Here is a 26680-nt window from a genome sequence, read left to right as displayed (position 1 = left end):
GTTTCACTCTCTTCAGATCCATGATGCACTTACTATCGGCAGGATTTTACAATGATTGAGAACGCCCCCTAGTGCCCACATGAATATGGCCATCATAAAAGCCGGGCAGCAGGGTCTTGCCGTGCAGGTCGACCAGTTTGGTCTCGGTTGAGGCCAGCTCTTGGATTTGGCTGTTACTGCCGACCGCCATGATATGGCCGTTTTTCACCGCCACCGCCTCGGCAATCTCGAAGCTGTCATTAACGGTCACGACCTTGGCATTGTGATAAATGGTTTCGGCAGTGCCATCCTGGCTGGCGGCGACGTCAAACGCCATCAGCGGTGCCATGGCCAGAGCCAGGCAAGACACCTTACGCAATACATTTTCCATATCCATATGTTCCTTTTGTATACATCTGTTCAAGGCTGATCGGTTGAGCAGTAACTGGCAATCAGTCATGGTTGACAGGATTTTCAAATTACAAATTGCTAACAATTAATTACAAAGTGTTAGCAATTAACCCATCAGATATGATTCGAATGGGAGGGGATAGTGCCAGTGATGAAGTGCTATTGGCTCCAGCGCTTGGTTTCAAGCCGCAGTCGGCAAGAAGGGGTCGTGTCGCCAGGAGTTGGCTTTGAATATTGGACATACGGGAAAGCAGGGCTGCATAGCGCTACGGCAGGGGCTGTGGCACATGTCCTCCTTGTGCAGAGTATCCTTGACCATGGCTTTAGCGTCATCGTATCTAAAGTCAGACGACAGTAATGCTGCCGCAAAAAAAAAGCGTCAAGTGGAAACTTCTGTAATCAGGCCCCACTCTCGATATTATCTGTTTTATGGTGATGATTGCGGTTCCGTTATCGGCGGGCACGGCGGAAAGACGCGGGCGAAAAGGGGTTTTGGCAGCGAGTCGCTTATGCACCTTGAAACGGGCGCTTGATGCACTCTGGTGACCGTCAATACATGTTGTTGATAGGCCCTATACTCATCCGTATGAAGAGCTATGTCCTAGTCGGCATTCCGGCCTTGTGCGAGGGCTGCATGGTGATAAACGCGAAGCCGGATGTTGAACATCAGGGCGATTGTTGCGCGTCGGAGGCGAAGGCTGAGATGAAACAAAAGCGAGTGGGGAATGCCTGCCAGGAGGCGACATGAAGACGCTTTCAAGTACCGGGTTTGCACTGTTTGGTGCCGTGCTGATTGCCATCAGCTTTGGACTTGCGCGCTTCGCCTTCGGGCTGTTTGTGCCGCCCATTCGCGCCGAACTGGCGCTAACGCCGTCGGTAATCGGTATTATCGGTGCGTTGCCGCTGATCAGTTTTTTGCTGGCGACACTGGTGGCGCCGATGGCCGCCGATCGCCTCGGAGCCCGCAATACGGCGGTGTTGTCTGCGGGCTTTGGTGTTGTCGGGCTGGCGTTGATCAGCCGGGCCGACAACGCGTTATCGCTTGGCGCAGGGGTGTTTGCCTGTGGCATCTGCACCGGCCTGATGATGCCGGCACTCACGGCGGCCATGCAGGCGCTGGTAGCGCGTTCGTTGCACGGGCGCGTAAGCGCGGTGATGAATGCGGGCACCAGCATTGGGGTGGCGGTTGCGGTACCGGCGGTGCTGCTGATGGCCGGCGCCTGGCGTTTTGCGTATGTCTCTTTTGCCGTGCTGGCGGGCATCGGCATGGTGTCTGCCTGGTTCTTTATTCCTTCTGTGTCACGGATCACGCCAACAGACGCGGCGCCGCCGCCTGCCGTCAGTGCATTGCAGTGGTCGCGTCTGTTCAGGCTGTCGTTGTTTGCCTTCCTGATGGGCTTTATCTCGTCGGCATACTGGATTTTCGCCCCCGATCTGATGGCCACCCTCGGCGACCTGCCGTCTGGCGCAACCGGCTGGCTGTGGCTGGCGGTGGGCATTGCCGGTCTTGGCGGGGCCGTAATAGCCGATCTGGCCGATCGCAACAATCCACCCATTACGCACGCGCTGATGCTGGTGATGTTGTCTGCAAGCCTGGCTCTGTTGGCGGCCAGCCCCGGCCAACTGGTGCTCAGCGCATTTTCTGCCCTGGTGTTCGGCCTGGCCTACATGAGTCTGACCGGGCTTTATTTGATGACCGGCATTCGGCTGCTGCCAGGTCGACTGTCGATGGGACCTGTGCTGCCATTCATGGCCGTGGCACTGGGGCAGGCGGCCGGCTCACCGGTGGTTGGGGTGCTGATACATGAATTCGGCTACGCCGATGCGTTTGCCACCTTTGCCGCGGTTGGTATTCTGGTGTCCCTCTTGTCGCCGCTGTACCCGCGCTACCTTGACCCGGAGCCCGAGCATGAAGAGGTTGAAGAGATCAAGGACGAAACCGGCCTGCAGGCGGCGTTCGATTACCAGCTTCAGGATGAGGAAGGCGAGCCGCTCACGCCGGTCATGGAAGAGGATGAAAACCTCTTTCCGACCGAGAACGCCGAAGATAAACCATGAGACTTGGCCCGATTTTTCTGCCGGCAACACAGCAGTGCGGTGGAGGTAACCTGCGCAACCACAAGGGGTAATCGCCGGTATATCCGGTTTGGCTTAAAATAGGACACTGATGAGCCAGTCTGGCATAGCGCCGGGTATTAAAGCGTCATTCAGAGCTGATCGCTGCCTTTTTCGAGGTAGAAAGTCGCAGAAATTGGCAGTTATCTGCTACTCATCCATGTAGAATACGCTTTTAAAAGCTCATTCAGCTTTATTCTTGAACTCTTGAGTGCACTTCTGTAGGAAATCCATGAAAAAGACTATCGCGTTAACTCACCCCAAGCTGCAACCTGCTCGCCTGGTGGACTCAATCAAGCATGATATTAAAAAGTACCTCAACAGAGAGCGTCGCAAGTCGCTGCCCGCCGGCATGGACTACTGGACCTTCGATTGTCGTTTTGGTGCCTCTGAAGCGGCAGCAGAAGCGATCTTTACCTCTGAAATCAACAAGCATATCGATGCTGCCGTGGCGCAGGAACTGCCCGAGTTCTATGTCGAGATTCTTGCCCGCGCGTGTAACCACCAGCCGAAGTCGGCTGTTGCGGACGACGCCGAAGCCTGATCAGATCTGGCCACAAGACGCTTATCGCAGCCGATAGGCGTGCAAGGCGCAGCGGGCAGGCCCGGGGTGAACCCGCACATGTTTAACCAACGCCTGCCTGTTTACGCTGCCCTTCGCGGATTGAGTCGGGACTCCTTTTTGGCATAGCCCTGATGCTTTTTTGACTCCGGCACCCGTGCCATAGCGTCCCGTTCCCTTCATTTTTCCATCCGAGCAAGGCTGTGCAAAATTCACCCAACTGACAAACAAACCTCTCTTCCCACACTAAAATACTGTATATTCTGCCCTCATTTTTTTGACTGTAGCGACTCTACAGAGGATCTCTCATGCAATTTTCATCTTTAGATTTGGCCCCGGATCTGCAACGCGCTCTTGTGGAATGTGGCTACAGTGCAATGACTCCCGTACAAACTCAGGCCATTGTGCCGGCCCGTCGCGGTAAAGACCTGCAGGTCACCGCGCAAACCGGTACCGGTAAAACCGCCGCCTTTGCCGTTCCCGTGCTGCAACGCATGCTGGACAAACCCAAGGCAACTGTCGAGCGACGCCCTCGCACCTTGATCCTGACCCCAACCCGCGAACTGGCCGAGCAGCTGGCCGACGCTATCAATGCCTACGCGAAGTTTGTGCCCATCAGCGTAACAGCCCTGTACGGTGGCGTTAAAATGGGTGGCCAGGCCAACAAGTTAAAAGCGGGCGTTGATATCGTGATCAGCACCCCGGGCCGTTTGATGGAGCACATTACCCTGGGTAATGTGGCCTTGAGTGACGTTGAATTTGTGGTGCTGGATGAAGCCGACCGCATGCTGGACATGGGCTTTATCACCGATGTGCTGAAGTTGATGCAACTGACCGCGCCAAAGCGCCAAACCCTGCTGTTTTCTGCCACCACCTCACCGGCCGTCAACGAGTTGTCACACAAGGTGCTGAATAATCATCAGCAGATCCGGGTGACCAAAATCAACAGCACGGCCGAGACCGTAAGGCATGCGGTGTATGCGGTAGAAGAAAGCCGCAAGATCGAATTGTTCGAACAGCTGCTGGAAGAGAAAAACTGGTTCCAGGTGTTGGTATTTACCAGCACCAAGGAGCAGGCCGAGCGACTGCTGGCCGGCCTTAAAAAGAAAAAGATTGAAGCGGCGGTGTGCCATGGCGATAAAAGCCAGGGTTCAAGACGCCGTGCCATCGCCGACTTTAAATCCGGTAAACTCCAGATTTTGATCGCCACCGAAGTGGCGGCCCGTGGTCTGGACATTCAAGGGCTGGATTATGTGGTGAACTTCAACCTGCCGTATTTGCCGGAAGACTACGTGCATCGTATCGGTCGTACCGGTCGGGCAGGGGCCAAAGGCACGGCCATTTCCTTTGTCAGCCGTGAAGAAGAGCAAACCCTGGAGCGCATTAAAAAGCTGATCGGTACCGATATCAAACGTATCATCAAGCCGGGCTTTGAAGTGAGTGACCGCGGTTCACTGTTGAAAACCATCTCGCGCAAGGTGTTGTCCGGGCGCTCAAACAAAGCCACTGAAACCGTGATTGAGCTGGAAGGTTCAGGTAACGGCAAGTTTAAAGGCAAGCCGCGTCGCGCCAAGTCCGGTAGTGAAGCGGGCGGAAAGGCCACGGCGAAACCCGCGCGCCTGAAAAAGACCAATAACGGCAAAAGCACCGGCCCCAAGAAAAAAATATTGCGCGGCAAGCGTGCCGAGCAGCATTCACGTTAAGCACGGTTTGTTGCGAGTGATGTCGGTGCCGCCAACAGAGATCTCTCATGGGCGGCACCGGCCTATGTGTATCAATAGCGGGGAATATAATGCCTGGTATCGCCCGGTCGGCTCACACCATCAAAGATGACTTTGTGGCACCTGTGTGTGACGATGTTGTGGTGGTTCTCTATCAGGATGACGACATTCTGTTGATCAACAAGCCCAGCGGCCTGCTCAGTTTGTCGGGTAAAAACCCGCTCAACCGGGATTCGGTACATTATCGTCTGGTACACGGCCAGGCCGGGGTGACGCCTGCCTTTGCGCAAGCAAAGCTAGCGCATCGGCTGGATTTTGGTACCTCGGGCATCATGGTGGTGGGGCTGAACGCAGCGTCTGCACAACACCTCAATAACCAGTTTCAGGCGCGTACCATTCAAAAGCGGTATCTGGCCCTGCTGGACGGGTGGATGGCAGACGATCAGGGGCTGATCACCGCCGCCATCGCGAAAGATAAGCTGCATTTTCCTCGCGTAAAAATTTGCCACACCAGCGGCAAGGCGGCCACCAGCGAATACCGGGTATTACAGCGCCTGGAGCAACCGCGCCGCAGCCGGGTGCAATTTACGCCTGTTACCGGCCGTACCCATCAGTTACGCATTCACAGCCAGGCCATAGGCCATCCCATTCTGGGCTGTGATCTTTATAGCAATGAACAGAGTGAGCAAATGGCCGATCGTTTGCTGTTGCATGCCAGTGATTTATATTTTGCGCACCCTGCCAGCGGCGAGCCCTTTCATGGACACTGCCCTTGTCCGTTTTAATCACAAACACACCAACCATACGGAACAGATTCGATAAACAATGATCAATAGCCGACCCCACTTAGCAGGCCGCCTGTGAAAATACCCAAACGCCTACAGCCTCTCGTCGAAGACGGTTTAATCGATGACGTGCTCAGCCGCCTGATGAGCGGCAAGGAAGCCGACATTTTTGTGGTTCGCTGTGGTGAACATATTCGTTGCGCCAAAGTTTATAAGGACGCCGCTAAACGCAGCTTCAAAAAGGCGGCGCAATATCAGGAAGGGCGAAAGGTGCGCGGTGGCCGGCAGGCTCGCGCCATGGAAAAGCGTTCAAGCTATGGCCGCCAGTTAGAGGAAAAAATCTGGCAGAATGCCGAAGTCGATGCCTTATCCGCGTTAGCCCATGCCAACGTGCGCGTTCCCAACACCTTTGGCTGTGTTGATGGCGTACTGCTCATGGAGCTGGTGACCGATGCAGAGGGCGATGTTGCTCCACGACTCGGTGAGGTGACCATGTCGGAACAGCAGGCGATGGAAGATCATGCGCTGATGATGCATTACATTAAGCTGATGCTGTGTGTGGGCATTATTCACGGCGACTTGTCCGAATTCAATGTGCTGGTGGATGAGCAGGGCCCGGTGATTATCGACCTGCCCCAAGCGGTGAATGCCGCCGCCAATAACAGCGCTCAAGCCATGTTCGCCCGCGACGTCAATAACATGCGACGTTACTATGGCGAGTTTGCTCCCGCCTTGTTGCATACCCAATATGCCAAGGAAATGTGGGCGCTGTTTGAAGAGGGTAACCTGACGCCCAATTCCACCCTCACCGGTGAATTTGAAGATAGCGGCGATAACGCCGATGTAGACTCGGTGCTGGAAGAAATACAAGCGGCGATGGAAGAAGAGCAGGAACGAAGAGAGCGCATACGTGAAGCCGCCGAAGATGCCTGAATTTAAAACCAGGCTCGTGTTTTGCGGGCGACTCGCAGTCTGATTCATGCGGAAAAATGGTCCGAGCATGACAAGGGAAAAGACAATCGTTAACTCGGCAACCGGCAGCGGTTCCATCGGCAGAGTGGGAGGAGTGTGATGAGCAAGTGGTTGGCAATGTGCTTTATCGTGGCGTCTATAAGTGCTCAGGCCAGTAACGGCGAGCAGCCATCAGCTACCCAGGCGGACACCCTCTGTGCCGAGTCCTGGAGCCGAGCGATAGAAGACACCGTCGCTACGGGGGATGGCCAAGGGCATGGCCCGGATATCGGGTCTGATGAATGGAAGTCGGTGGTCGAGTTCAAGCTCGGGGTTCGTGGGCAGTCGCAGGTGCCACCTCGCGACAGCGAAGCCTGGTGCGAATATATCGATTGGCAGGTGAGAGGTAATGGCGCTACTCATGGCGCGACTGAGCATAAAGGTCCTTCCTATGCCTGTGACAAGGTCAAGGCCGGCAGCATCGAGGCGATGATTTGTGAAGACCCAGCCTTGTCTGCGCTCGATCGTACACTGTCGGGCGTGTATACGGCGGCGTTACGGAAGGCAGCCAATCAGCATCCGCCGGTACTGAAGGCCGAACAAAGAGGCTGGATCAAGGGCCGTAACGACTGCTGGAAAAGCGACGACAAGCGGGCATGTGTCGAGGGTGCATATCTGCGCCGCATTGCCGAGTTGCAGGCTAGCTACCGGCTGGTGGCACATAAGGGGCCGTTTCGATTCGTGTGTGACGGTAACCCGGCGAACGAAGTGATGACCAGCTTCTTTGAAACCGAGCCGCCGACGCTGATGGCCGAGCGCGGCGACAGCGTTTCTCTGATGTTTCTGCAACCCAGCGCCAGTGGTGCCAAATATCAGGGCCGCAACGAGTCTTTTTGGGAGCATCAGGGCGAAGCTCGAATCACCTGGGGGTACCAGGCTCCCGCAATGCATTGCCAAAGGGCGCCGTGAGGCAAGGGTGCATCAATCTACCTCTCTCTGATCTTGCCGATAGTGACCAGAGCAACCCCGGTCGCAATGAGGGCGGCGCCTGCCAGCAGCCCCTGGGGCGGCGCTTCGCCCTGTAAAAATACGGCCGCCGGCACGGCGGTAATCGCCCCTACGGCGCCCAGCAGGCTCAACAGCACGGGCCCTCCGGTTTTTTGCAGTATGAACAGCAACAAGAATTGCCCGGCAAAGGCCAGCGCCTGCAGGGTAATCAGTAACAGCGGCAAGCTTTGCTCCATGGGCACCGCCAGAGAAAAACCGGGCATCAAGCCTGCCGTCAGCAGCATGATGGCGGCGGCCACCAGCATACCGGGCGCCAGGGCGTTGGCAGAGACTCCCCTGGGCCAGCGTCGAGTGCGATAAATATTGCCGATGGCCAGCAGAACGGGGCCGAGCAACGCCAGCAACACCCAGAACCCTTCTGTTTCGGGTGCGGACAGTTTGCGTGCCGCCAGCACGCCGGCCCCGGCCAGGGCTGCGATTACACCCAGGGCGCGGGTCATGCTAAAGCGCTCCATTCCCAGCGCCAAGGTCCCCACATAGGTCAACAGCGGTGGCAGCGAGATGATCAGGGCAACAAAGCTGGCACCCACATGGGGTATGGCCGAAAAGAAAATCAGGTTGGAGCCGGCGACGCCTACCAGCGCCGACACCGCATAATATTCCAGGGTATGGCCGGTGACCGGGGGCAAATCGCGACGTAGTATCGCCACACACAGCAAAATCAGCGCCGCGCCCACAATCGACCAGCATAAAAAAGCCAGTGGCGGCAGCTGCACGTTACTCGCCAGTTTGGCCATGTTGGTAGACAACCCCAGCAGGGCACCGCCAAACAGCAGGCACAATAACGGCACCAGCCAGATCTTGTGATGGCCTGCGATTCCGATTACCGAGCTTGTCATGAGGGATGCCTCCGGCGTTGTCTGTTTGAATGGGTATCACGGGGGCATCTTATCAGATGATAAATTGTGGTGTCGGTGGCGAGGTGGCAAAGCACGGAAATAGCCGAGTTCTCGGCAATAACATCGGTATGTCAATTTTGGCTGTGCTTCAAACGGCCGGCCTGTTCAGCCGGGCCGTGTTAACCATTCAATGATGAAGGTTGTAAATGGTGGGGTCGTAAGGCTCCAGTTCGTATTTCGATTCCAGAAAGGTGACCAGATCAACGAGTTCCGATACCGTCATGACATCGTTGTAGACCGGCATCACCGATTTGCCGTCAACCTGAATCGACGACATGTCGTGGCCTTTGGCCAGTTTGTGTGAAGGGTTGATTACCGAGGTGACCAGCTCGCCGTAGGTTTTCAGGCTCTTGCCTTTGCCGCCCAGGGCGACAGACAGTTCCCATTCCCCCTCCGGTCGTTCATATCCGTCCAGGATATGGCAGCTCAGACACTGCATATCCATAAATACCTGCTCCCCCTGCGCCATGTCGCCGGGCGGCAGACTGAAGGCCTTCGAGCTTTGGTCACAGCCGCTCAGCCCAAGAGCCACCAGCGAAATAATGAATAGTTGCGAGCGTTTCATGTCAATTTACTCCCTGTAGGCAGTGTGCACCGGATGAAATTCCAAGGGCATCAGGCTCAGTTTAGAGTAAGGAGCAGGCGCATGGGGCAGATGAGCAATAAACACGGGTGATGGCGATGGGCCGAGCCTCATCTGTTCAGCCATGCTCGGGCAATACATCTGCAAACACATAACCGTCGCGGTGGACGATGTCGCCGATGCGGATATCGATTTTATGCCGGAACATGGGGCCGTCGAAGGCAAAGCTGTGAAACTCGCCGTTTTCGCCGCAGTGGTCGGTGCCTTCGGGCAGTTCGGCCAGCAGGGCCGGGCTTAGCTCCTGGCCGGCAAGGTGCTCGGGGACTTTTTTCGGATCCAGGCAGGTGATCACGGTGCGCAGGCCGCCGGCAAACATCTGGCTGGGCAGGGTATCGGTTGGCGTGCCCCAGATGGGAAACACGGCCTCAATGCCGGTGCCGATCAGTTGTTGCTCCCGATACCGGCGCACATCTTCCAGCAGCAGGTCGCCAAAGCCGAAACAGTCGATGCCCCGGCATTTGGCGCCGTCGATAAAGTCGGTCATGCGTTGGTTATATTGTTCGTTGCTGCAGGGGAAGGGGAGATAAATGATTTCCAGCGGCAGGCCTATGCTCTCTGCCTGTCGGCGCAGCAGTTCGACCCGCACGCCGTGCATGGCGACCCGCTCGAATTCTTCGTTGACGGTGGTGAACAGGCCCACCACCTCGAACGCGGGGTTTTGCTGCAGGGTGTGCAGGGCCCAGGCGCTGTCTTTGCCACTGCTCCAGGACATCAGGGTTTTTCTGATCATGTTGTTCCTCAAGGTTACCGACGCCACAGGCCGGCACAGTATGATATGCCCGATGTTATCACCAATGAGGCTGCTTGAGGTGCTGGCGCTACCGGGTGCTGGTGGTTGTCATATCGGTTAACCCAGTCTGTTTATATAGTCGTTCTGTTCGGGCAGGGTAAAGGCCTTGGGCCGTACCGCCTTGATCTGCTCCCGTGCCTGTTGCGGCTCTACCCCCAATGCCCTCAACAGACGATAGGCAATCAGACTGGCTCGGCCCGTGCCGGTCATACAGTGGATCACCACATCCTTGCCGTGGGTCAGCTGAGTCAGCATGGCCAGCTGATTGGCCTGCCATTTGTCTTCGCAGACCAGATCCGGCACCTCGTCTTCATGAACGGGCAGATGCAGCCAGCGCATTCCGAGGGAAGTGACCAGTTCGGGAAGCTGACTGACGTTTTTTTCTGCCAGCTCCGCCTCCGTGGTCAGGCTGATCACGGCACCGGCGCCGTTGTTATTCAGCTGAGTCAGGCTGTCGGTCAGGGAGACGTGTTGAGTGCCGGGGCAGGGAGTCAGGGCCAGGCGGCCGGGCCTGGGCGTGTCGAGATACCATACCGGATGAAGATTGGCTGAATTCATGATGGCTCCTTGAGGTTGAGTGGCGGTTTTTGCCGGTGACTCTTTCAACTGTAGCCAGTGTGGAGAGTGAATGGAAAACCGTGGAATGAACGCGAGGAGATTTGAAAATCATGTAAAATATGGGCAGCTTGGCGACCTACTTACTCAGTACAGGAATACAGATGAACATTGACAAGGACGAGAGCGTTAACAGCCCTTGCATCAAACAGTGCGCACTCGATGAGCATGAGGTATGCCGTGGCTGTTATCGCAGCATCTCGGAAATTATCGGCTGGGGCGACAAGTCGAATGAGCAGAAGAGACGGATTCTGGCCAACTGTGCTCAACGCATGGAAGGGCTGGCGGTGATCCGGTAACCATCAAAAAAGCCAGCCTGCAAGGGGCTGGCTTGTATGGCTTATGCCGGCAGGGTGTCAGTAATTGAAACCCATACCCAGTACATAAGCCCAGGCACCGTCGTCAATGTTATCCTCGGCACTGTCGCCGCTGTCGAACAAAAACTGGTATTCGGCACGGGCCAGAATGAAGGTAGAAGGGAGCACATAGTATTTAAGACCCAGCTCCAAGCCGGCAATACCGGTGTCTTTTACGCCATCACCATAAATGCCACCCAGCGAGGCACCGACAAAGGGGCGAGCCTGATGCCGGCCAAAGTGGTAGTCCACATAACCTCGGGTGCTGCCGTTCCAGACATCGTCACCATTATCTACACTGGCGTAGTTGATGCTTTGGCGTACCCCGGCCACGGTTTGGTCGGATAAAAACCAACCCACATCACCCGACACACCAAAGGTACCGTTATCAAAATCCTTGCTGCTGGTACCTGCACCGGACAGGGTAAACTCCCGATCGCCCGCTTTGGGACCAAACTCATGAGATGACATACCTTGGGCTTGGATATAGGCGGGGGCCAGCGAGGCGCTGACGCAAAGTGCAATTGAAAACTTCTTGATCGTATTCATGAGAAACTCCTTGAATGGACCCATCATAAAAACACTAACCAAGCACTCAAATCGTCCGGTCGGTTATTCGGAGCTTGTCCGGAAATACGACATTAAAATAGACACACTTGAGACTATTTGCTGTTTTCTTTCAGTCTGCAGACGTTAACAGGCTGATTTACTATCCTAATACACAGCTTCTTGGTAACCAACCGTTAATTTAATGGTGTCAATTGTAAAGACAAATTAACATGGTGTGGTGCATCGTATCGTCACTGTTCTTTTAGTAGTGTTTCTCCTAGTGTTTCTCCGTGCCATTGGCTAATTACAAACACCACATAGATGTAGGCAGGGAGGAAGGATATGTCAATATTGAAACCGTGGTCGCTTTATGGCTAGGTGTTTCTGGTCGGCACCTGTCGGTGTTGGCATTCCATGCCCCCGTTGTCTGGTGGTCTGCTGTCAATCACCGCAATAAGGAGAGTTCCCATGAATGAGAGAGAGCTGTATCAGAAAAAGGCCCAGGCCAAGCTGGATGAATGGAAGGCAGAGCTGGACAAGCTCAAGGCCCAGGCATCGTCGGCCAGTGCCGATAGACAACTGGAACTGAACCGGCACATCGACGATCTGGATGCAAAAATCGAACAAAGCGAGCGAAAACTGGAAGAGTTGTCCAACAGCAGCGAGGAAAGCTGGGAGTCGATAAAACAGGGCTTTGAGAGTGCCTGGACCACGCTCAAGGGCTCTTTCAAGGATGCCGCCGACAAATTCAAGTAACACTCTCGTCTGGGTCCGTGTTGGACCCAGACGTCATGCTTTCAATGATCCATCCCTGCATCTTCCTCGGTGATGAGTCCTCACGCCCTTTATTCCGTTCATCATGAGTGGCTGAAATATTATTAAGCAATATCCTATCACTGATGTGGAATTTGGAGGCTAACTTGCCTTATATCGTCACCCTCGCGAAGGCGGGGGTCCAGTGCCTTTGCAGGCGATCTGCAGTCTGACGGTCCTGCGCCACAGGTCTTGGATTCCCGCCTTCGCGGGAATGACAAGAAAAGAAGTGCGGGAATGACGAGAAAAGGAGTGCGGGAATGACGAGAGAACCACACCCGTTATGCAGCATTACTTAAGTTATTGACCTTGCAACAGACGCTATAGTTTTATGCGACAGGATAAGTAACATTTCCAGCCGAAAACAAGGATGTGATGATGGCAGACTCCAGTATTTCCCTGTTGTGGAAACAATTTTATGAAAGCCTGACCGAGACCGGCGATGCGCTGGGGGTGAGCGGGCTCAACTGGCAGGATCTGGCGGTCGTTGCCGTGGGGCAGCTGCTGGTTTCCGTGATGATACTGGTGCTGTTTGGCACCGTCTATTGGCTGCTGGCCAGTCTGCTCAAGCTGATACTGGGGCGCGCCAACTATGGCACGCGGCCTTTTTGGGCGGCCAGAACCGTGCTCCGCTACCTGTTGGGGCTGGCGGCCATTGTGGCTATTCTGGCGCAATACGGTGCCCCCGACGGCGTGCTCAAGGGGGCCGCCCGGGCCGGATTGATGGCACTGGCTTTTTATGTGCTCTGGTTGCTGTTGTCTCGCGGCCTTACCTCCAGCCTGTCACGGCATCATATCGACTCGTCACTGGAGCAACTGTGCAAGAACACCCTGTCGGTCTCGCTTATCGCCATGGGCGCCATTACCGTCATGGCCCAGTTCGGCTTCGATGTGCTCTCTATCGTTGCCGGTCTGGGGATTGTGGGTATCGCGGTCGGTTTTGCCGCCCAGTCTACGCTGGCCAACTTTATTGCCGGTATCACCCTGCTTATCGAGCGGCCGTTTCGCATCGGTGACTGGGTACAGATCCGCGGTGAAGAGGGGCGGGTGGTGCGTATCGCCTTTCGCACTACCTGGCTGCGCACCCGGGATAATATTTTTACCATGATCCCCAACGAAAGTGTGGCCACCTCGGACATCATCAACTTCAGCGCCGAAGGGCCCACCCGCATTCGCATCCCCCTGGGCATTGCCTATAAGGAGTCGGTCGAGCAGGCGCGGGCGGTGATCATGCCGCTGCTGAGTGCCCATCCCATGGTGATCACCAACGACCGGATGCCGCCCAGGGTGCAGCTACGCGAACTGGCGGACTCGTCGTTGAACCTGAGTGCCCAGGTGTGGGTACGGGCGGAGGATGTGGAAGTGAAGGGCCGTATTTCCTGCGAGTTGCTGGAGAGCATCAAGCAGGGGCTGGATGACGCCGGTATTGAAATGCCCTTTCCTCACCTGCAGCTGTTTATCGACGAGGCCAAGGGGCTGGCGCCCTGGCTTGACCGCGAGGGCAAGGCGGAGGAGTCGAAAAGCGAACCGAATACGGAGTGATCCTGATATCGGTGTTATGCCCGTAGCCAGTCATCGCCGCCGCTTCAGCCGGCAGGCTTGGTAGCGGCAGGTAATACTCAGCCCTGCCGGTCAAGCTCTGCCGCCAGCTGATCGGCCACCCGATCCCAGGCGGTGGCCAGGGCGCGTACCAGGGCCGGATAGCCGTCTTCGGTCAGCGGTTGTTCCACCCGAAAACCGACCTGTTTCAGCAGGCGACCGCTGCCATCCAGCAGTTGCCATTGGCCCTCGGCCAGGGCCATGCCGTCGTTATGGCCCTGAAAACGACTCACCCGAATTCGAACGTCCCTTACCGGCACGCCGCCCAACATCGGTTGGCCCTTGCCCACCACCTGCGACCGGGGCAGGCTGAGCGTCAGCCGCTGCGTGAGCCGTTGCTGCAGTTGCTCGCCAATATCTTCGGCCCACAGGTGCTGGCGCGCCTGATATACCTCGATGTCGTTCAACTGCATCACGATACCCTCACTGTCCAGATGACCGGCAATGCCGACCGGCGCCACGCTAATGGCCAGGGTCTGTGGGTATTGTTTTGCTGGCGTGGTGGACGGCAGCAAATAGCTGGCTGGCGCGGCATCGCTGCCGGCGCACCCGCTCAGGCCCAGCAGTAAGGGGCCGAGCAGCAGGCTGAATATCAGGCCGGGCAGTAACGTCGGCTTGCTGCGAAAAGTCGTTATCATTTGCTGGCCCTCGGTTGTGGGTCTTCGGTGAGTGTCTTGTCAAAGATCAGTGCGTTGGGCTGATCGTTCAGGGTACGTACCACCGGCTGCAGATCCCGCATCAGTTTTTCCAGTCGCGACAGGGTCTGGGTCAGCTCGTGGTAGCCCTGCGAGTCGGGAGCAAAGCCCTGCAGGGTATCGCGCAACTGGCGCATGGTGGTGTTCACGTTTTCCGGCAGCTGGCTGGTGGCCGGATCCGCCAGTAATGCATCGACCGAGGTGGCAATGCCGTTGACCTTGTCCATGGTCTTCTGGGTGCTGGCCAGAGTCTGGTTGAGGGTGTCCAGCACCGGCTCAATTTGCAGGTTGTTCAGCTTGTCCAGCAGGTTGGACACCTTCTGTTCAATCTGGGCGAAACCACCGGAGGTGGTGGGAAACACCTGTTTTTTCACAAAGGTCATGCGTTGAAAGGGCACCGCGTCTTTATAGAAGTTGAGATCCACAAACAGGGCACCGGTAAGCAGGTTACCGGCCTTGAGCGAGGCGCGCAGGCCATGATCAAACATGCGATCCAGCCGCTGTTGCCACTGTTCGGTGTTGACGTCCTGCTCGGTGTCGTCGAAGCGCTGGGGTTCGATGCGGATCAGCACCGGAATGGCAAAGCGGCTGAGCGAGTCGGGCTGGGGCGCGGTAAAGTTCCAGGGCACGCTGACCACGGTACCGATGCGCACCCCCCGGTATTCCACCGGGGCGCCGGGGCTCAGGCCACGCACCGTGTCGTCCACCAGCATCACATATTCCAGATACTGGCCATAGCGGCCTTCTTTTGCACTGTCTTCATCGTTGAACAGCACGTAGTTGGCGCCTTCCTTGGCCTGGCGGCCGATAGAGGCATTGTCGGGCACGCCGAAGGTGATGCCACCGCCGATCAGCGACTCCAGCGAAGCGACATTCACCTTGAACCCTTCGGAGTCCAGCCGCACATCCACCCCGGAGGCGGTCCAGAAACGGGTGGTGCTGGTGACCAGTACCTCGTAGGGAGACTGGATATAAAGCCGATGGCGCATTTCCCGCTTTTCCGGATCGAAATGGCTGTCTTCCACCCGGCCGACCGTATACCCCTGATAGGTCACGGGATCGCCGGTGGAAATGGCATTACCCACCTGGCTTATCAGGTTGATGCGCAACCCTTCCGCATCGGGCGGCGCCACCGGCGGTTGCTCCAGCACGTCGAATATCTCTTTGGTCTCTTCGCTGCTACCGGGCAACAGCTGAATGTAGGCCCCGGACAACACGGTGCCCAGGCCGCTGACGCCCTCGCGACCGATGCGCGGCTTGACCACCCAGAACCGGGTATCCTCGTTGAGCATGTCTTCTGCCTGGGGGCTCATGCGGGCGGTGATCTCCGCATGTTCGAGATCGTCCGACAGCCGGACTTTCTCTACCCGGCCCACTTCCACGTTGCGGGTCTTGATCAGGGTCTTGCCGGCTTCGATGCCTTCGGCATTATCCATGATCAGGGTGATGGTGGGGCCCAGCTTGCTCAGGTTATCGTAAATCATCCAGGCGCCAATCAGCAGGGCCACCAGAGGCACTATCCAGATGGGAGAAAGAGAACGCTGGGGCCGTCGTTCGGCGCGCACGGGGTCAGACATGAGAAGATTCCTTGGATGGACCCTGAGGCCCGGTAGAATGAGGTCCGGTAGCAGATAAGTCCGGGGGAGTGGGTGAGCCGGCGCCCTGCCAGATGCTGCGCGGGTCGAACATCATGGCCGCCAGCATGGTCAGTACCACCACTGTGGTAAAGGCCAGGGCACCGGCGCCGGGCTCGATGGACATGATGGAGCCGTTACGGATCAATGCCACCAGAATGGCGACCACAAACACGTCCACCATGGACCAGCGGCCGATAAATTCGGTAATACGATAGAGGCGAATACGGCTCATCTGGCTCAGGGGGCGCTGTTGCTGGCGCACCACATAACAGAGCCATAGCAGGGCCAGCATCTTGCTGACCGGCACCAGCACGCTGGCGACAAAGATGATCATGGCAATGGGAAAGTCTCCGTCCTGGAGAAACAGCAACACGCCGCCGATGATGGTAGAAGGCGTGGTATCGCCCAGTGACGTGGTGATCATGATGGGGTAGAGGTTGGCCGGCAGGTACATCACCACAGAGGCGACCAGCAGCGCCAGGGTGACCTGATTACCGGCGTGATAAGGATGCAGCGGCTCGCCGCACCGTCGGCAGCGGCCCTTGCCGCTTGGTGGCAGCCGATTGACCAGGCCGCAGGTGTGGCAGCCGCAGAGACCCTGTTCGGAGGCGGCCACGCCCACCTTGACGCCGGACGGCGCCAGGGGCTCTTTATCGAGTGAAAACCACAGCCAGTCGCTGTCTACCGACTGGGTGGTCAGCAGCAGCAAGAGGGCGTAAACACAGAAGGACCAGAACGACAGCCCCAGCTCGACGTGAGCCATGCCGATGATCTTGATCAGGCTGACCAGGGTGCCGATCACGAACACATCGGCCATCATCCAGGGGGTCACATGACGCAGGGTGCGGGCCAGCTGTCGGCTGCGGGGCAGGGGTCGCTGCAGAATCAACCCCAGGCACAGCCAGGTGAGGCTCAGCAAATAGATGGTGGGCAGCACTATCACCGTCAGCAAGACGCTCAGGGCCACCAGAGGTTGATGCATGCCGATGAGGGTCGAGGCGGTTTCGGTCAGCTCGATACGATTGCCGATACCGCTGATGTCGAAACTGATAAAGGGAAAGGCCACCGACAGGGCCAGGGTGATCAGGGTGGCGATGGCCAGCGCCAGGCTGCGCTCGGCCGGGTTGGTATGTCGGCGCACCAGGGTGTGGCCGCAGCGCGGACAATCGGCTTTTTCACCCGACTTGAGCGATGGCAACGCCAGCAACAGATCGCATTCCCGACACACGCGCAAGCGCCGCCGCGACACGGTGGGGCGACCATGTCGATGAGCGGTGGGGGCCGGTGTGGTACTGTTTTCTTCGGGCAATTTTTCTTCAGGCAATGAGGGGACGCCTCCGGAATACTAGCAGTGAGTGCTTGATACTACGACAGTTTTCAACCCTGCTCCAGCATACTGTCGCCGAGTGGCCGGGGAGTCGTGCCGGTATGTCGGCTCTGTTAGCGCAGCCGCTTCATCGAGAACCGGTTGTTCGGTTAATGATTGATCTATAACCATTTAAATATCGTGGCTTTTCTTTATAATGGTCGACTTGTCATTTACTCCCGTTTTGGAAACTTCAATGAGTCACACCCGTGCCATGACCTTGCTGTTGGTCGATGACAGCAAGGTTGCTCGCCTCAGCCTGATGCGTCAACTGAACGCCCTTCCCCTTGAATTCGAGATATTACAGGCGGCGTCGGCAGACGAAGCGCAGGCGCTGATGCAGGAGCGGCAGGCCGATGCGGCGCTGATCGATTTCAATATGCCCGGGCGGGACGGCATAGCGCTCGCCGTCGAGTTTGGTCAAAGTCATCCGACCATGAAACTGGCGCTGGTGACGGCCAATATTCAGGACGCCCTGATGCAACGGGCGCAAGAGCTGGGCATGGCCTTTCTGGGAAAACCGACGCGTCCGGACGATCTGGCCCGGTTTATCGAGGGCGTCGCATGACATGGGTGCTGACCGACGATGAGCATGATGTCATCGTCGAACTGATGAACATTGGCGTCGGTCGTGCCGCGAGCGCGTTGTCGCAACTGGTACAGGACGAAGTGCTGCTGTCGGTGCCCAGGCTGCAGTTTCTCGAGTCTGCCGATGCCAAGGAAATTTTTTGCCGTTCCATGCCGGACTTGCTGGCGGGGGTGATGCAGGATTTTCAGGGCTTCATGAGTGGCCGGGCGGCCCTGCTGTTTCCCGAAGAGCGCAGCCTTGAACTGGTACGGGCCATATTGGGTGCAGACATGTCGGCGGACGAAATTACCGAGCTGGAGCAGGAAACCCTGGCCGAGCTTGGCAATATTCTGCTCAACAACTGTCTGGCGACCCTGGCCAACCTGCTGAACCGGCAAATTCAGACCGATCTGCCCCAGGCATTCAATGTGGATACGCCGCACCTGCTGAACCGGCTATCGTCGCACGGTCAGGGTGACAGCTGCATGATCATGCTGGTGCAGATTGATTTCAGCCTGCGTGCCAATGATCTGCAGGGGTACCTGGCGTTTCTTATTGACCTGCATTCGGCGGATGCCTTTATTGAGGCGCTGCGCCTTTATCTGGCCGAACTGACGCAATGACGATGACGAATCAATCACGGATAGCAAACCGACAGCACATGAGCATGATGACGCTGGATTATATAGAAAGCGGTATCATGCTGCTGGACAGTGAGCGACGGGTGCGATTCTGGAATCAGTGGCTGGTGCGCTATACGGGCATTGATGCCGATACGGCCGGTGGCCAGCGGTTGGAGCAGTTGTTTGACGCCCCCTTGCCGGCCGTGGTGCTGTCGGCGATTGGTGATGCCTGTGAACATCGTTTGTCTCGTCTGCTGTCTCATCAGCTGCATGCTCAGCTACTGCCGTTACATGGCCGTACCGTGTCCGGTGCCCGCACTCCGATTCATCATTCCATGCTGCTACGCCCGCTGGACGATGCAGAGGGGCTGACGCTGGTGCAGTTGCACGACACCACCAATGCGGTGCGGCGCGAGCGTCATTTGCGCGATAAAGAGCAGGCGCTGCGCAAGGTGCATCAGGTACTGACCGAAGAAAAACAGTTTATCGATACGGTACTCAAGACCATCAGTGCCCTGGTGGTGGTGACCGACACCCATGGCCGCATCGTCAACATCAACCGCAGTTGCGAGTTACAGACCGGCGTCAGTGAAGAAGAAGTACGCGGCCAACCGCTGAAAATGCTGCTGGGTCTCGACAGCCTCAAACACCTGCCGGATGGTCGCGGCCACCATGATGAACCCCGGCCGTTTACCTGTCGCATGAGCAATGCCGGCGGAGAGTCGATGCATGTTCGCTGGACCATAAAAGCGGTGCGCGACGGTGATCAGCTGCTTCGTTATCTGATCTATACCGGACAGGACATTACCGAGCGGGAGCGGTCTGACGCCCTGTTGCGCCTGGAACGGGAAATGCTGGAAATGGCGACCGCCGGCGAGCAGCCCGCCAACATACTGACTCATCTGTGTTTGGCACTGGAACGACAGCTGGATTGCTGCCGGGTGGCGGTGTTACAGGTGGACACGAATGAGCGGTTGCGGGTTGACCATGCTCCCGGGTTGCCGGAGTCCTTCTCGCAACGGCTGTATCAACTGCAGACCGACAGCCTGCTGCGCGTATTACGGCCGGGGTTGCAGCAGGGGCAGTTGCAGGTTTTTGTGGCGAAAGAGCCCGGTACCCATTGGCAATCCTGGCTGACGCTGGCACGGGATTATGAGATGAACGGCTGCTGGTTAATGCCGATTCAGCTCAGCACCCAAATGTCGCAGAGTCTGTTGGCGGTGTTTCCTCGTCATAAAAGCCATCCCGGCTTGCATGAGCAGATGGTGATTCAGCGCATTTCACATTTAACGGCACTGATTCTGGAACGACAGCAACAGCAGGAACAGATTCAGTATCTGGCGTTGCACGACTCCCTGACCGGCCTGGCCAATCGTAGCCTGCTCAATGAACAGCTGATGCGCAGCATTCATCGGGCCCGGCGTGAGCAACAGTCTTTTGCCCTGTTGTTTATCGATTTGGACGGCTTCAAGATGTTGAACGACACCCACGGCCACGACGCCGGCGATGCCTTGCTGACGGCGCTGGGCCAGCGGCTGATAAACCGGTTTCGCGCCACCGATTGCTGCGCCCGTATCGGCGGCGACGAGTTTGTGATCCTGCTTGATTCGGTTAACGATGAGAAGGTGACCCGGGATATTGCCGAGTCGATACTGGCGCTGTTGTCTGCGCCCTTATCCTGGGGAGAGCATCAACTGCAGGTGTCGGCCTCTATCGGCATTGCGGTGTATCCACAAGACGGTGACAGTGCCGACGAGCTGTTGAGCCGCGCCGATAATGCCATGTACGGTGCCAAGACCGGGGGCAAAGGGCGTGTCTGCCGGTTAGCCGATGAAGCCAGGAACGAATGCCCATAGCGGCAGTCGTGTTGAGCGAGCGCAGGTGCTGACCGGAATGAATACGTGAACCGGTTGCGACCATAAACGAAAAAGGCCCCGCACTGCGGGGCCTTTTGCTACCTGATGGAATAATCAGATAATGGCGGCGATGGCGTCACACAGGGCGTCGATGTTCGACTTGGTGATACCGGCCACGCTGATACGGCCGGAGCCGACGATGTAAATGCCGAATTCGTCTTTCAGGCGGGCCACCTGATCCTTGTTCAGACCGGAGAACGAGAACATGCCGTTCTGGCGGGCGATAAAGCTGAAGTCTTTATTCACGCCGCGGCTGGACAGCTTCTCCACGAACAGGGTGCGCATTTCCTGAATGCGGTCACGCATTTCGGCCAGCTCCGCCAGCCAGTCCTGATACAGCTCGGGATCGTTGGCCACAATGGCGACCACGTTGGCACCATGAGACGGCGGGTTGGAGTAGTTGGCGCGAATAATGCCTTTCACCTGGCTGAACGAGGTGTTGGCGGTATCGGCGTCTTTGGCAACCAGGGTGAAGGCACCCACGCGCTCGTTGTACAGACCGAAGTTCTTGGAGAAAGAGCTGGCAATCATCAGCTCGACATTGTGCTCGGCAAAGACCCGCAGGCCGAAGGCGTCTTCTTCGATGCCCTTGGCAAAGCCCTGGTAGGCGAAGTCGAACAGCGGCAGCCAGCCTTTTTCGGCAGACAACTTGGCCAGTTGTTCCCACTGCTCGGCGGTGGGATCGATACCGGTCGGGTTGTGGCAGCAGCCGTGCAGCAGCACCACATCACCGGCCTTGGCATGGGCCAGATCGGCCAGCATGGCGTCAAAGTCCAGATCTTTGGCGTCGGCGTTGTAGTAACCGTACTCTTTCACTTCCAGGCCGGCGGCGGTAAACACGGCTCTGTGGTTGGCCCAGGTGGGGTTGGAGATCCAGATGGTGTTGGTGTCGAGCTGACGAGCGATAAACTCACCGGCGATGCGCAGGGCACCGGTGCCACCGGGGGCCTGGGCGGTGCGGGCACGCTGGCTGGCAATAATGGAAGAGTCGGCGCCAAACAGCAGTTGTTGCACAACCTTACCGTAGGCCTCGACGCCTTCTATGCTGAGATAGTTTTTGGTGGTTTGCTCTTGCACCAGGCGGGCTTCGGCTTTTTTAACGCAGCGCAGTACCGGAGTCTGGCCGGCTTCGTCTTTGTAGATGCCCACGCCCAGGTTGATTTTGTCGGTACGGGGATCTTTGCGGAAAGCATCGGTCAGGCCCAGGATGGGGTCGGCCGGTGCAGCAGTGACCTTCTCAAACATAGTCTTGTTAAATCCTTGTAGTAAAGAGTGTCTTTCGGGTCGCAGATCGCGACAGCCCCTAGTTATAACACTTGCGGCCCCATTAAAAAACGGCTTTCAGTGCCGGATCTGCCCCGATCCTCTTATCTATGGGGTGAGCCCGCAGCCGGTAACGCCAGCAACGAGTGACCACAAGGGCAATGGAAGCGCAAGATCCGATACATGGCGTTAATGCATCTTGTCTTGTTGCCGCAGGCGCCGTTTCAGCCTGCGCTATGTTCGGTTTTTGATATTGATGCCCGCTACCCGATCACCTTTATGGCTCACTCTTCTCCGGCCGGTAGGGGTAGATATGCAGCCGGGGGATCAGCGGCTCGTCGGTGATGCGGGCGGCCCGTCGCTTGCGGGTGGTGGCGGGCGGATAGTTACCGAGCGCGGTGATGGCCGGCGGCTCGTCCTGACACAGCAACAGCGGCAGGTGCGCCTTGACCTGTTGCTGGCGCGGGGTGATGTCTTCACGCCAGCGCACATTGACCATGGGGTGAGTCTTGACCGGTCGGCGCAGGCGCAGCTCGACCCCCGGCGGCAGCCGCTTTACGTCGTAGATTTCCCGATCCACACACTGTATCCAGGTCTGGGCATCGGTGAGCGGGGGCGGCGACAGCCGGGCGTCGGTGAGTTGCTTGACCAGTTTGTCCTTGTCGATTTTCTGGATGATCTGCTTGTTGGCCCAGGTAAAGCCGAGCCGGGACACCGGGTGTGGCAACAGCACCAGCTGGCGGTAAACCTGCAGGGTAATGAGGCCGGGCAGGGTGTCGTGCACCAGGGCAAACTTTTGATCGCGGCCCTCGGTTTCCTGCACCCGGGCCTTGAACTCGGTCTTGAGCCGGTTGATGGCGTCGGTCACTTCCGCAAGTGGGGGCTTGAGGGCTGCAGGCAGCACCAGATAGCCGGGCAGGCGAAAACTGGCCTTGGCCGAACAGCCGGGCCGAATATACCACTGGCGATAACCGTCCAGCGTGGCCGCGATGGCGGCCGCCCCATCGAGCCGGGACACCTCTATGTGCGTGACCGGCTCGTGCTCGTCGCCGCTGGCCACCTCGGGCAGGGGAAAGCAGCAGGCATTGACCGGCGCCGTGGCGGCTGCCTGGGTAATGAGATCGGCCAGTGCCGCCATGGCCGTTTCGAGTTCACTAAAGGTATGACGCAACCGGGCTGCCGGAGTAAACATAACATTATGCCAACATACAAATGATGAATCTGAATGTAGCAGTCGGCAAAGCCCGGCGCAACAGTCCGGCTTTGCAGGGCCCACTTCGGGCGAGATACTTTTACCCTTGAAGGTTTTGTTCTTCATATTAAGTGAGGTTTAAAAGGGGGATATTGATTAACTTTACATAATGCCGGACTTCACGAAGTTCAGCGTTCCGGTAGCCGCCACTTCAGTTGGCGGGCCTTTCGGAGCAAGGCAACAAAACCAAACCAGGGCGCCATGCCTGAACATGACGGTGTACCTGCAGAATCGCGCCGCATAAATGGGCGCCTTTCGGAGCTTAGGTATCGTTGTTTTTCGTAGGGTCGACTTATTTTAGGTAAGAGTATTCGACCAAGAGGGCAAAAGTGATCCTGCATAGGCGTTTTGTGCCTGCGGGTCATTTTTATATAGGTCTCAATTGAAATAATCTGCCAGTGCGTCAAAATAAGACGCAAAATTACAGAGTTGCAACCGGGATGATCGCCTGCACGGTCCGGCGGTAGCGTGGGCGCTGTTCAAAGCGATGGATTAATGTGGTTGATTTTTATTCGGGCTGATAAGGAAATCGAGTGGGCTGTGGGTGCCGGCAAAGTGCTGACAGCGCCGTCATTAAAGCCGATGTCTTGCACTCGAAGGCGCAGGCACTCGGTGATTCTGAGGCCGCTGCCATAGAGCAAAGAGAAAATCAGTTGGTTGCGTTCATCCAGTTGTTTGAAGATTAACGCCACTTCAGCCTGGGTAAGCACCACAGGAAGGCTGCGGTATTGAGGGGCACGATGAAAATCCAGCTCGCCCAGTTCGATGTTCAATACCTTGTGATACATGAATGCCAGGGCATTGAGGGCGGTTTTCTGCGTGTTGACGGCAACTTGACAATCGGCAGCCAGCCAGGTGAGGAAACTGCGCACCTCCGGCCCACCCATGTCGGCCGGATGACGAAGTTGATGAAATCGAATAAACCGTTTGATCCAGTGCAGGTAGGTTTTTTCGGTTCTCATGCTGTAGCCACCCAGGCGCAGCTCCCGGCGAATGCGATTCAAAAAAGGACTGGCAGCCATAGCAGCTCCTTTTTGTTGGTGGCTGTATGTATGTACAGTATATTGCAAGCTGTGAAGTTTGCATGCGCGTTATCAACAAAGCTTGCGCGTGTACAGCAGCCAGATGCAGAAAAAGGTAGTAAATTGATGATGTTAGAATCTGATAATGTGGATAACGCGCAAAGTAGTGTAGATATCGAGCATGCTCGTTTTTAACACTGAATTATTGCCCTGAAAGAGAAAAATAATAGTATAATCATAAACTTATAGATTTTATTTGACGCATACACTGGAACATATATGCGCATGCTCACTATTAAAATGTTAGAGCGCCAAGCGAAGCTTGGTGCGTCTTGCGAGGTGAAAGTCCTCGTCCGGTAAAGTCTAACCAGCAGCCGGTATCGAGTGTTGCGCCTGAGGTGGAGTATGGGGATCGCGTATACCTTCCAGTCGACCAGAAATGGTCGACAACCAAACGAACTAATCAGGTGAAGCGTACACAGAGCACTGTATAGGCCACAGGGAATGACCGCATTTCTGAAGCGCTGGTATCGCCCCGAAAATAAATTTCCGACTGGCGAGGTGTGTAGCATTACTGAAGCCAGCACGATGCCCTCGTTAAGGTAAGAAGGCAAAGAGTCGGCGGGGTTTTCAAGCCGTGGCATGTACAGAGAGACGTATCAGGAACTTGGGAGGCCCAGGCAGGCTCCTGAAGGAGCAGGTAGGGATGTCTAGTCGAAAGACGAAACGAACGATGGCCGTCTGGGAGTCGGATCAGCTCATAGTAGTCATCAATGACGAAGGGGCTGACAGTTATATCAGTGAGAAGCAGACACATGCTCTGAACAAAGTAGGGTCGGATCCCGCATGACAACCGAACTTCTCGCTATCGCATGTAAAGCACAGTCACACCCCAAACACCGCTTTCAGAACCTGTACAGGCTATTGGATAAACGCCTGCTGGCTGCAAGCTGGGGGAAATTGAACAAAGCGTCAGCCCCTGGTATCGACGGAGTAACCGCAGATACTTATAAGCTGGAGCTAAACCACCACCTGACCACGCTACATCATTGCTTGGCGAACAAATCTTACCGAGCATCAGCAGTCAAACGGGTACATATTCCTAAAAGTAATGGGAAGATGCGCCCTCTGGGGCTGCCGGTACTGGAAGATAAACTCGTCCAACAATCGGTATCGAGCCTACTGCAAAGCATTTGGGAAGTTGACTTCCTGCCATGCAGTTATGGCTACCGACCACGTAAGAGTGCTCACGATGCGTTAGAGCGAATCCGCTCCGGCTTCCAGCAAGGTAATTTTGGCTATGTGGTTGAGGCTGATATAAAAGGCTTCTTCGACAACATGGATCATAAATGGCTGGTACGGATGCTGGAACAGCGGATCGACGACAAAGCATTGATGAGTCTTTTTCCGTTAGCGAAGATTCGCCACTTCTTATGCCCTATAGGGAAATCGAAGTAGACCTCATGTTTTCGGAAAATCATTGTGATCCCACATGCCTATTGGGAATACTTTTGAGTAGCTGTATTGAAGTATTCGGCAGGGCAGAATATTTGCCCCGGTTTTTGAATCAATATGCCACGGTCGATGGCATCGTTGCTTCTAGGTACGGCACGCTGGGTCGCTTTCCTCGGTCATTTGCGAATAGCATTCTACAGGCACTGAAAGAACAGCCAATCCGAGTAAATCCGCTTGAGGTTAGCGTTCCCAAACGGTGGACTGGAACAGAGTTTATGGCCTATCCCCCGCTAAAAGCGCTCGAATTGGGAGCTTCTTACGTTATTGGAGAAAGCTTCAGTGCAGAGCGCGCATAACCAGGCCAAGCACGGCGACGGCTTTTCCGCTGCGGCTTCGCCTCCACTACAAAGCCGCGCATGTTGGCGGCGTTAGCTTTATAGATGGAAAACTGAATCGTGATGGATATTTTAATTAACATACTTCTTAGTATTCTGTCAGGAATTTATGCGGGCTTAATTGTCGCTCGTTTCGTAAAGTTTGAAGAAATAAGAACCCAAGTTAAAAGGGTTGTTCAGGACATTGATTTTATGAATGAGGGGCCAAATGGTGAGCTTGTAATGATAAATGAACCAAGAATTCGCGATTTGCATTATTGCTACTCAGAGCTGCTATATCTTAAGCACAAAAATTCGGCTGATGTTGTCGGAAGCTTAATTACAGCGATCAGTAGCACGAAAATAGCACCTGGCCAAGTAACAGGAGATATTGGTGATTTTTATATGGTATGGCAAAGCATGGTTAGAAAAATGGTTCCTAATATCAGAGTGTTATTGAGCCCAAAGCCTAGGTTTTAGGCGATAAAGCTAACAAATAAGGATAAGTGTCGCGCAGCCGACACTTCATCCGGGTGTTGAACAAGCCCGAAGCTGCCTTTATTAAGTAAATTGCTCGGTTGAGCATGGGGTGGGCGGTGAGGCCGCTATTTTCTGCAGGCATAGCTGGCCGCTAAGCGATTAGAAGACTAATA

Annotated in this window: 26 protein-coding genes; 14 read left to right on the top strand and 12 right to left on the bottom strand. The window is 56.1% G+C overall.

Annotation, left to right across the window (positions count from 1 at the left end; translation table 11 throughout):
* Positions 1-46: 46 nt before the first annotated feature.
* Positions 47-376 (bottom strand): hypothetical protein, encoded by a 330-nt coding sequence (locus ABD827_RS17765; RefSeq protein ID WP_344966034.1) that lies wholly within the window; start codon positions 374-376, stop codon positions 47-49.
* Positions 377-1134: 758 nt separating this feature from the next.
* Here ABD827_RS17765 and ABD827_RS17760 point away from each other — a divergent pair.
* From ABD827_RS17760 to ABD827_RS17735, 6 genes are all read left to right on the top strand, one after another.
* Positions 1135-2448, top strand: coding sequence for an MFS transporter (locus tag ABD827_RS17760; RefSeq protein WP_344966033.1), 1314 nt, complete (start codon positions 1135-1137; stop codon positions 2446-2448).
* Positions 2449-2737: 289 nt separating this feature from the next.
* The gene (locus ABD827_RS17755) at positions 2738-3049 is read left to right on the top strand and encodes a DUF6172 family protein (RefSeq protein ID WP_298722484.1); all 312 of its coding nucleotides are present in this window, start codon (positions 2738-2740) and stop codon (positions 3047-3049) included.
* A gap of 326 nt (positions 3050-3375) precedes the next feature.
* Positions 3376-4770, top strand: coding sequence for a DEAD/DEAH box helicase (locus ABD827_RS17750; RefSeq protein ID WP_425568019.1), 1395 nt, complete (start codon positions 3376-3378; stop codon positions 4768-4770).
* An 89-nt stretch (positions 4771-4859) separates the two neighbouring features.
* On the top strand, positions 4860-5573 hold the full coding sequence (locus ABD827_RS17745) for an RluA family pseudouridine synthase (protein ID WP_344966030.1): 714 nt from the start codon (positions 4860-4862) through the stop codon (positions 5571-5573).
* A gap of 75 nt (positions 5574-5648) precedes the next feature.
* Positions 5649-6506 (top strand): PA4780 family RIO1-like protein kinase, encoded by an 858-nt coding sequence (locus tag ABD827_RS17740; RefSeq protein WP_344966029.1) that lies wholly within the window; start codon positions 5649-5651, stop codon positions 6504-6506.
* A gap of 138 nt (positions 6507-6644) precedes the next feature.
* Positions 6645-7493 (top strand): MliC family protein, encoded by an 849-nt coding sequence (locus tag ABD827_RS17735; protein ID WP_344966028.1) that lies wholly within the window; start codon positions 6645-6647, stop codon positions 7491-7493.
* A 17-nt stretch (positions 7494-7510) separates the two neighbouring features.
* Here the strand turns inward: ABD827_RS17735 and ABD827_RS17730 are convergent, their stop codons facing one another.
* From ABD827_RS17730 to ABD827_RS17715, 4 genes are all read right to left on the bottom strand, one after another.
* The gene (locus ABD827_RS17730; protein ID WP_344966027.1) at positions 7511-8431 is read right to left on the bottom strand and encodes a DMT family transporter; all 921 of its coding nucleotides are present in this window, start codon (positions 8429-8431) and stop codon (positions 7511-7513) included.
* A 187-nt stretch (positions 8432-8618) separates the two neighbouring features.
* Positions 8619-9056, bottom strand: coding sequence for a c-type cytochrome (locus tag ABD827_RS17725; protein ID WP_344966026.1), 438 nt, complete (start codon positions 9054-9056; stop codon positions 8619-8621).
* 136 nt (positions 9057-9192) lie between these two features.
* Complete coding sequence (locus tag ABD827_RS17720) at positions 9193-9864, bottom strand: Dph6-related ATP pyrophosphatase (RefSeq protein ID WP_344966025.1); 672 nt, start codon at positions 9862-9864, stop codon at positions 9193-9195.
* Positions 9865-9981: 117 nt separating this feature from the next.
* Positions 9982-10482 (bottom strand): phosphatase domain-containing protein, encoded by a 501-nt coding sequence (locus ABD827_RS17715; RefSeq protein ID WP_344966024.1) that lies wholly within the window; start codon positions 10480-10482, stop codon positions 9982-9984.
* A 161-nt stretch (positions 10483-10643) separates the two neighbouring features.
* Here ABD827_RS17715 and ABD827_RS17710 point away from each other — a divergent pair, with 161 nt between their 5' ends.
* Positions 10644-10838 (top strand): DUF1289 domain-containing protein, encoded by a 195-nt coding sequence (locus ABD827_RS17710; RefSeq protein WP_344966023.1) that lies wholly within the window; start codon positions 10644-10646, stop codon positions 10836-10838.
* Between the two features lie 57 nt (positions 10839-10895).
* Here ABD827_RS17710 and ABD827_RS17705 read toward each other — a convergent pair whose 3' ends face one another.
* Positions 10896-11444, bottom strand: coding sequence for a hypothetical protein (locus ABD827_RS17705; protein ID WP_344966022.1), 549 nt, complete (start codon positions 11442-11444; stop codon positions 10896-10898).
* A gap of 468 nt (positions 11445-11912) precedes the next feature.
* On the opposite strand from ABD827_RS17705, the gene ABD827_RS17700 reads away from it, so the two are divergent.
* Positions 11913-12200: a sll1863 family stress response protein gene (locus ABD827_RS17700; protein ID WP_344966021.1), complete on the top strand. Its 288-nt coding sequence runs from the start codon at positions 11913-11915 to the stop codon at positions 12198-12200.
* A 435-nt stretch (positions 12201-12635) separates the two neighbouring features.
* The gene (locus ABD827_RS17695) at positions 12636-13799 is read left to right on the top strand and encodes a mechanosensitive ion channel family protein (protein WP_344966020.1); all 1164 of its coding nucleotides are present in this window, start codon (positions 12636-12638) and stop codon (positions 13797-13799) included.
* Between the two features lie 77 nt (positions 13800-13876).
* Here ABD827_RS17695 and ABD827_RS17690 read toward each other — a convergent pair whose 3' ends face one another.
* From ABD827_RS17690 to ABD827_RS17680, 3 genes are read right to left on the bottom strand one after another with little or no spacing between them, the layout of a single operon-like run.
* Complete coding sequence (locus ABD827_RS17690) at positions 13877-14494, bottom strand: PqiC family protein (protein ID WP_344966019.1); 618 nt, start codon at positions 14492-14494, stop codon at positions 13877-13879.
* Entirely contained in the window at positions 14491-16128 is a 1638-nt protein-coding gene (gene pqiB, locus ABD827_RS17685; RefSeq protein WP_344966018.1) for an intermembrane transport protein PqiB, read from the bottom strand. Before pqiB ends, ABD827_RS17690 begins: the two co-directional genes overlap by 4 nt.
* Entirely contained in the window at positions 16121-17512 is a 1392-nt protein-coding gene (locus tag ABD827_RS17680; protein WP_344966017.1) for a PqiA/YebS family transporter subunit, read from the bottom strand. Before ABD827_RS17680 ends, pqiB begins: the two co-directional genes overlap by 8 nt.
* Before the next feature lie 238 nt (positions 17513-17750).
* Here ABD827_RS17680 and ABD827_RS17675 point away from each other — a divergent pair, with 238 nt between their 5' ends.
* Genes ABD827_RS17675 through ABD827_RS17665 form a run of 3 tightly spaced genes read left to right on the top strand, consistent with a single transcriptional unit; the run spans position 17751 to position 20601 of the window.
* On the top strand, positions 17751-18122 hold the full coding sequence (locus tag ABD827_RS17675) for a response regulator (protein WP_344966016.1): 372 nt from the start codon (positions 17751-17753) through the stop codon (positions 18120-18122).
* Positions 18119-18745: a chemotaxis protein CheC gene (locus ABD827_RS17670; RefSeq protein WP_298722434.1), complete on the top strand. Its 627-nt coding sequence runs from the start codon at positions 18119-18121 to the stop codon at positions 18743-18745. Before ABD827_RS17675 ends, ABD827_RS17670 begins: the two co-directional genes overlap by 4 nt.
* Before the next feature lie 44 nt (positions 18746-18789).
* Entirely contained in the window at positions 18790-20601 is a 1812-nt protein-coding gene (locus ABD827_RS17665; RefSeq protein ID WP_344966015.1) for a sensor domain-containing protein, read from the top strand.
* Positions 20602-20715: 114 nt separating this feature from the next.
* Here the strand turns inward: ABD827_RS17665 and ABD827_RS17660 are convergent, their stop codons facing one another.
* The 3 genes from ABD827_RS17660 to ABD827_RS17650 all read right to left on the bottom strand — a co-directional run bounded on the left by ABD827_RS17660 (position 20716) and on the right by ABD827_RS17650 (position 24198).
* Positions 20716-21906 carry an amino acid aminotransferase gene (locus ABD827_RS17660; RefSeq protein WP_344966014.1) on the bottom strand — a complete coding sequence of 397 codons (1191 nt, stop codon included), beginning with the start codon at positions 21904-21906 and terminating at the stop codon, positions 20716-20718.
* A 295-nt stretch (positions 21907-22201) separates the two neighbouring features.
* Entirely contained in the window at positions 22202-23116 is a 915-nt protein-coding gene (locus ABD827_RS17655; RefSeq protein WP_344966013.1) for a DNA replication terminus site-binding protein, read from the bottom strand.
* Between the two features lie 539 nt (positions 23117-23655).
* Complete coding sequence (locus tag ABD827_RS17650) at positions 23656-24198, bottom strand: phage integrase N-terminal SAM-like domain-containing protein (protein ID WP_344966035.1); 543 nt, start codon at positions 24196-24198, stop codon at positions 23656-23658.
* 846 nt (positions 24199-25044) lie between these two features.
* Here ABD827_RS17650 and ABD827_RS17645 point away from each other — a divergent pair.
* Both ABD827_RS17645 and ABD827_RS17640 read left to right on the top strand, forming a co-directional pair.
* A complete protein-coding gene (locus ABD827_RS17645) occupies positions 25045-25656 on the top strand; it encodes a reverse transcriptase domain-containing protein (protein WP_344966012.1) in 612 nt (203 codons plus the stop codon).
* A gap of 452 nt (positions 25657-26108) precedes the next feature.
* Positions 26109-26507, top strand: a complete 399-nt coding sequence (locus tag ABD827_RS17640; protein WP_344966011.1) for a hypothetical protein — start codon at positions 26109-26111, stop codon at positions 26505-26507.
* The last annotated feature ends 173 nt before the right edge of the window (positions 26508-26680 follow it).

Source organism: Oceanisphaera sediminis, from assembly GCF_039539745.1.
Classification (GTDB): Bacteria; Pseudomonadota; Gammaproteobacteria; order Enterobacterales; family Aeromonadaceae; genus Oceanimonas; species Oceanimonas sediminis.
This window is presented reverse-complemented; position numbering and strand designations above follow the sequence as displayed.

Excerpts from the sequence above, each read along its gene's own strand:
- ABD827_RS17735 (WP_344966028.1), top strand. The coding sequence starts at position 6,645 with ATGAGCAAGTGGTTGGCAATGTGCTTTATCGTGGCGTCTATAAGTGCT.
- ABD827_RS17655 (WP_344966013.1), bottom strand. The coding sequence starts at position 23,116 with ATGTTTACTCCGGCAGCCCGGTTGCGTCATACCTTTAGTGAACTCGAA.
- ABD827_RS17725 (WP_344966026.1), bottom strand. The coding sequence starts at position 9,056 with ATGAAACGCTCGCAACTATTCATTATTTCGCTGGTGGCTCTTGGGCTG.
- ABD827_RS17665 (WP_344966015.1), top strand. The coding sequence starts at position 18,790 with ATGATGACGCTGGATTATATAGAAAGCGGTATCATGCTGCTGGACAGT.
- ABD827_RS17705 (WP_344966022.1), bottom strand. The coding sequence starts at position 11,444 with ATGAATACGATCAAGAAGTTTTCAATTGCACTTTGCGTCAGCGCCTCG.
- ABD827_RS17700 (WP_344966021.1), top strand. The coding sequence starts at position 11,913 with ATGAATGAGAGAGAGCTGTATCAGAAAAAGGCCCAGGCCAAGCTGGAT.
- ABD827_RS17645 (WP_344966012.1), top strand. The coding sequence starts at position 25,045 with ATGACAACCGAACTTCTCGCTATCGCATGTAAAGCACAGTCACACCCC.
- ABD827_RS17675 (WP_344966016.1), top strand. The coding sequence starts at position 17,751 with ATGAGTCACACCCGTGCCATGACCTTGCTGTTGGTCGATGACAGCAAG.
- ABD827_RS17720 (WP_344966025.1), bottom strand. The coding sequence starts at position 9,864 with ATGATCAGAAAAACCCTGATGTCCTGGAGCAGTGGCAAAGACAGCGCC.
- ABD827_RS17755 (WP_298722484.1), top strand. The coding sequence starts at position 2,738 with ATGAAAAAGACTATCGCGTTAACTCACCCCAAGCTGCAACCTGCTCGC.
- ABD827_RS17710 (WP_344966023.1), top strand. The coding sequence starts at position 10,644 with ATGAACATTGACAAGGACGAGAGCGTTAACAGCCCTTGCATCAAACAG.
- ABD827_RS17765 (WP_344966034.1), bottom strand. The coding sequence starts at position 376 with ATGGATATGGAAAATGTATTGCGTAAGGTGTCTTGCCTGGCTCTGGCC.
- ABD827_RS17650 (WP_344966035.1), bottom strand. The coding sequence starts at position 24,198 with ATGGCTGCCAGTCCTTTTTTGAATCGCATTCGCCGGGAGCTGCGCCTG.
- ABD827_RS17695 (WP_344966020.1), top strand. The coding sequence starts at position 12,636 with ATGGCAGACTCCAGTATTTCCCTGTTGTGGAAACAATTTTATGAAAGC.
- ABD827_RS17745 (WP_344966030.1), top strand. The coding sequence starts at position 4,860 with ATGCCTGGTATCGCCCGGTCGGCTCACACCATCAAAGATGACTTTGTG.
- ABD827_RS17730 (WP_344966027.1), bottom strand. The coding sequence starts at position 8,431 with ATGACAAGCTCGGTAATCGGAATCGCAGGCCATCACAAGATCTGGCTG.
- ABD827_RS17660 (WP_344966014.1), bottom strand. The coding sequence starts at position 21,906 with ATGTTTGAGAAGGTCACTGCTGCACCGGCCGACCCCATCCTGGGCCTG.
- ABD827_RS17750 (WP_425568019.1), top strand. The coding sequence starts at position 3,376 with ATGCAATTTTCATCTTTAGATTTGGCCCCGGATCTGCAACGCGCTCTT.
- ABD827_RS17760 (WP_344966033.1), top strand. The coding sequence starts at position 1,135 with ATGAAGACGCTTTCAAGTACCGGGTTTGCACTGTTTGGTGCCGTGCTG.
- ABD827_RS17715 (WP_344966024.1), bottom strand. The coding sequence starts at position 10,482 with ATGAATTCAGCCAATCTTCATCCGGTATGGTATCTCGACACGCCCAGG.
- ABD827_RS17690 (WP_344966019.1), bottom strand. The coding sequence starts at position 14,494 with ATGATAACGACTTTTCGCAGCAAGCCGACGTTACTGCCCGGCCTGATA.
- pqiB (WP_344966018.1), bottom strand. The coding sequence starts at position 16,128 with ATGTCTGACCCCGTGCGCGCCGAACGACGGCCCCAGCGTTCTCTTTCT.
- ABD827_RS17670 (WP_298722434.1), top strand. The coding sequence starts at position 18,119 with ATGACATGGGTGCTGACCGACGATGAGCATGATGTCATCGTCGAACTG.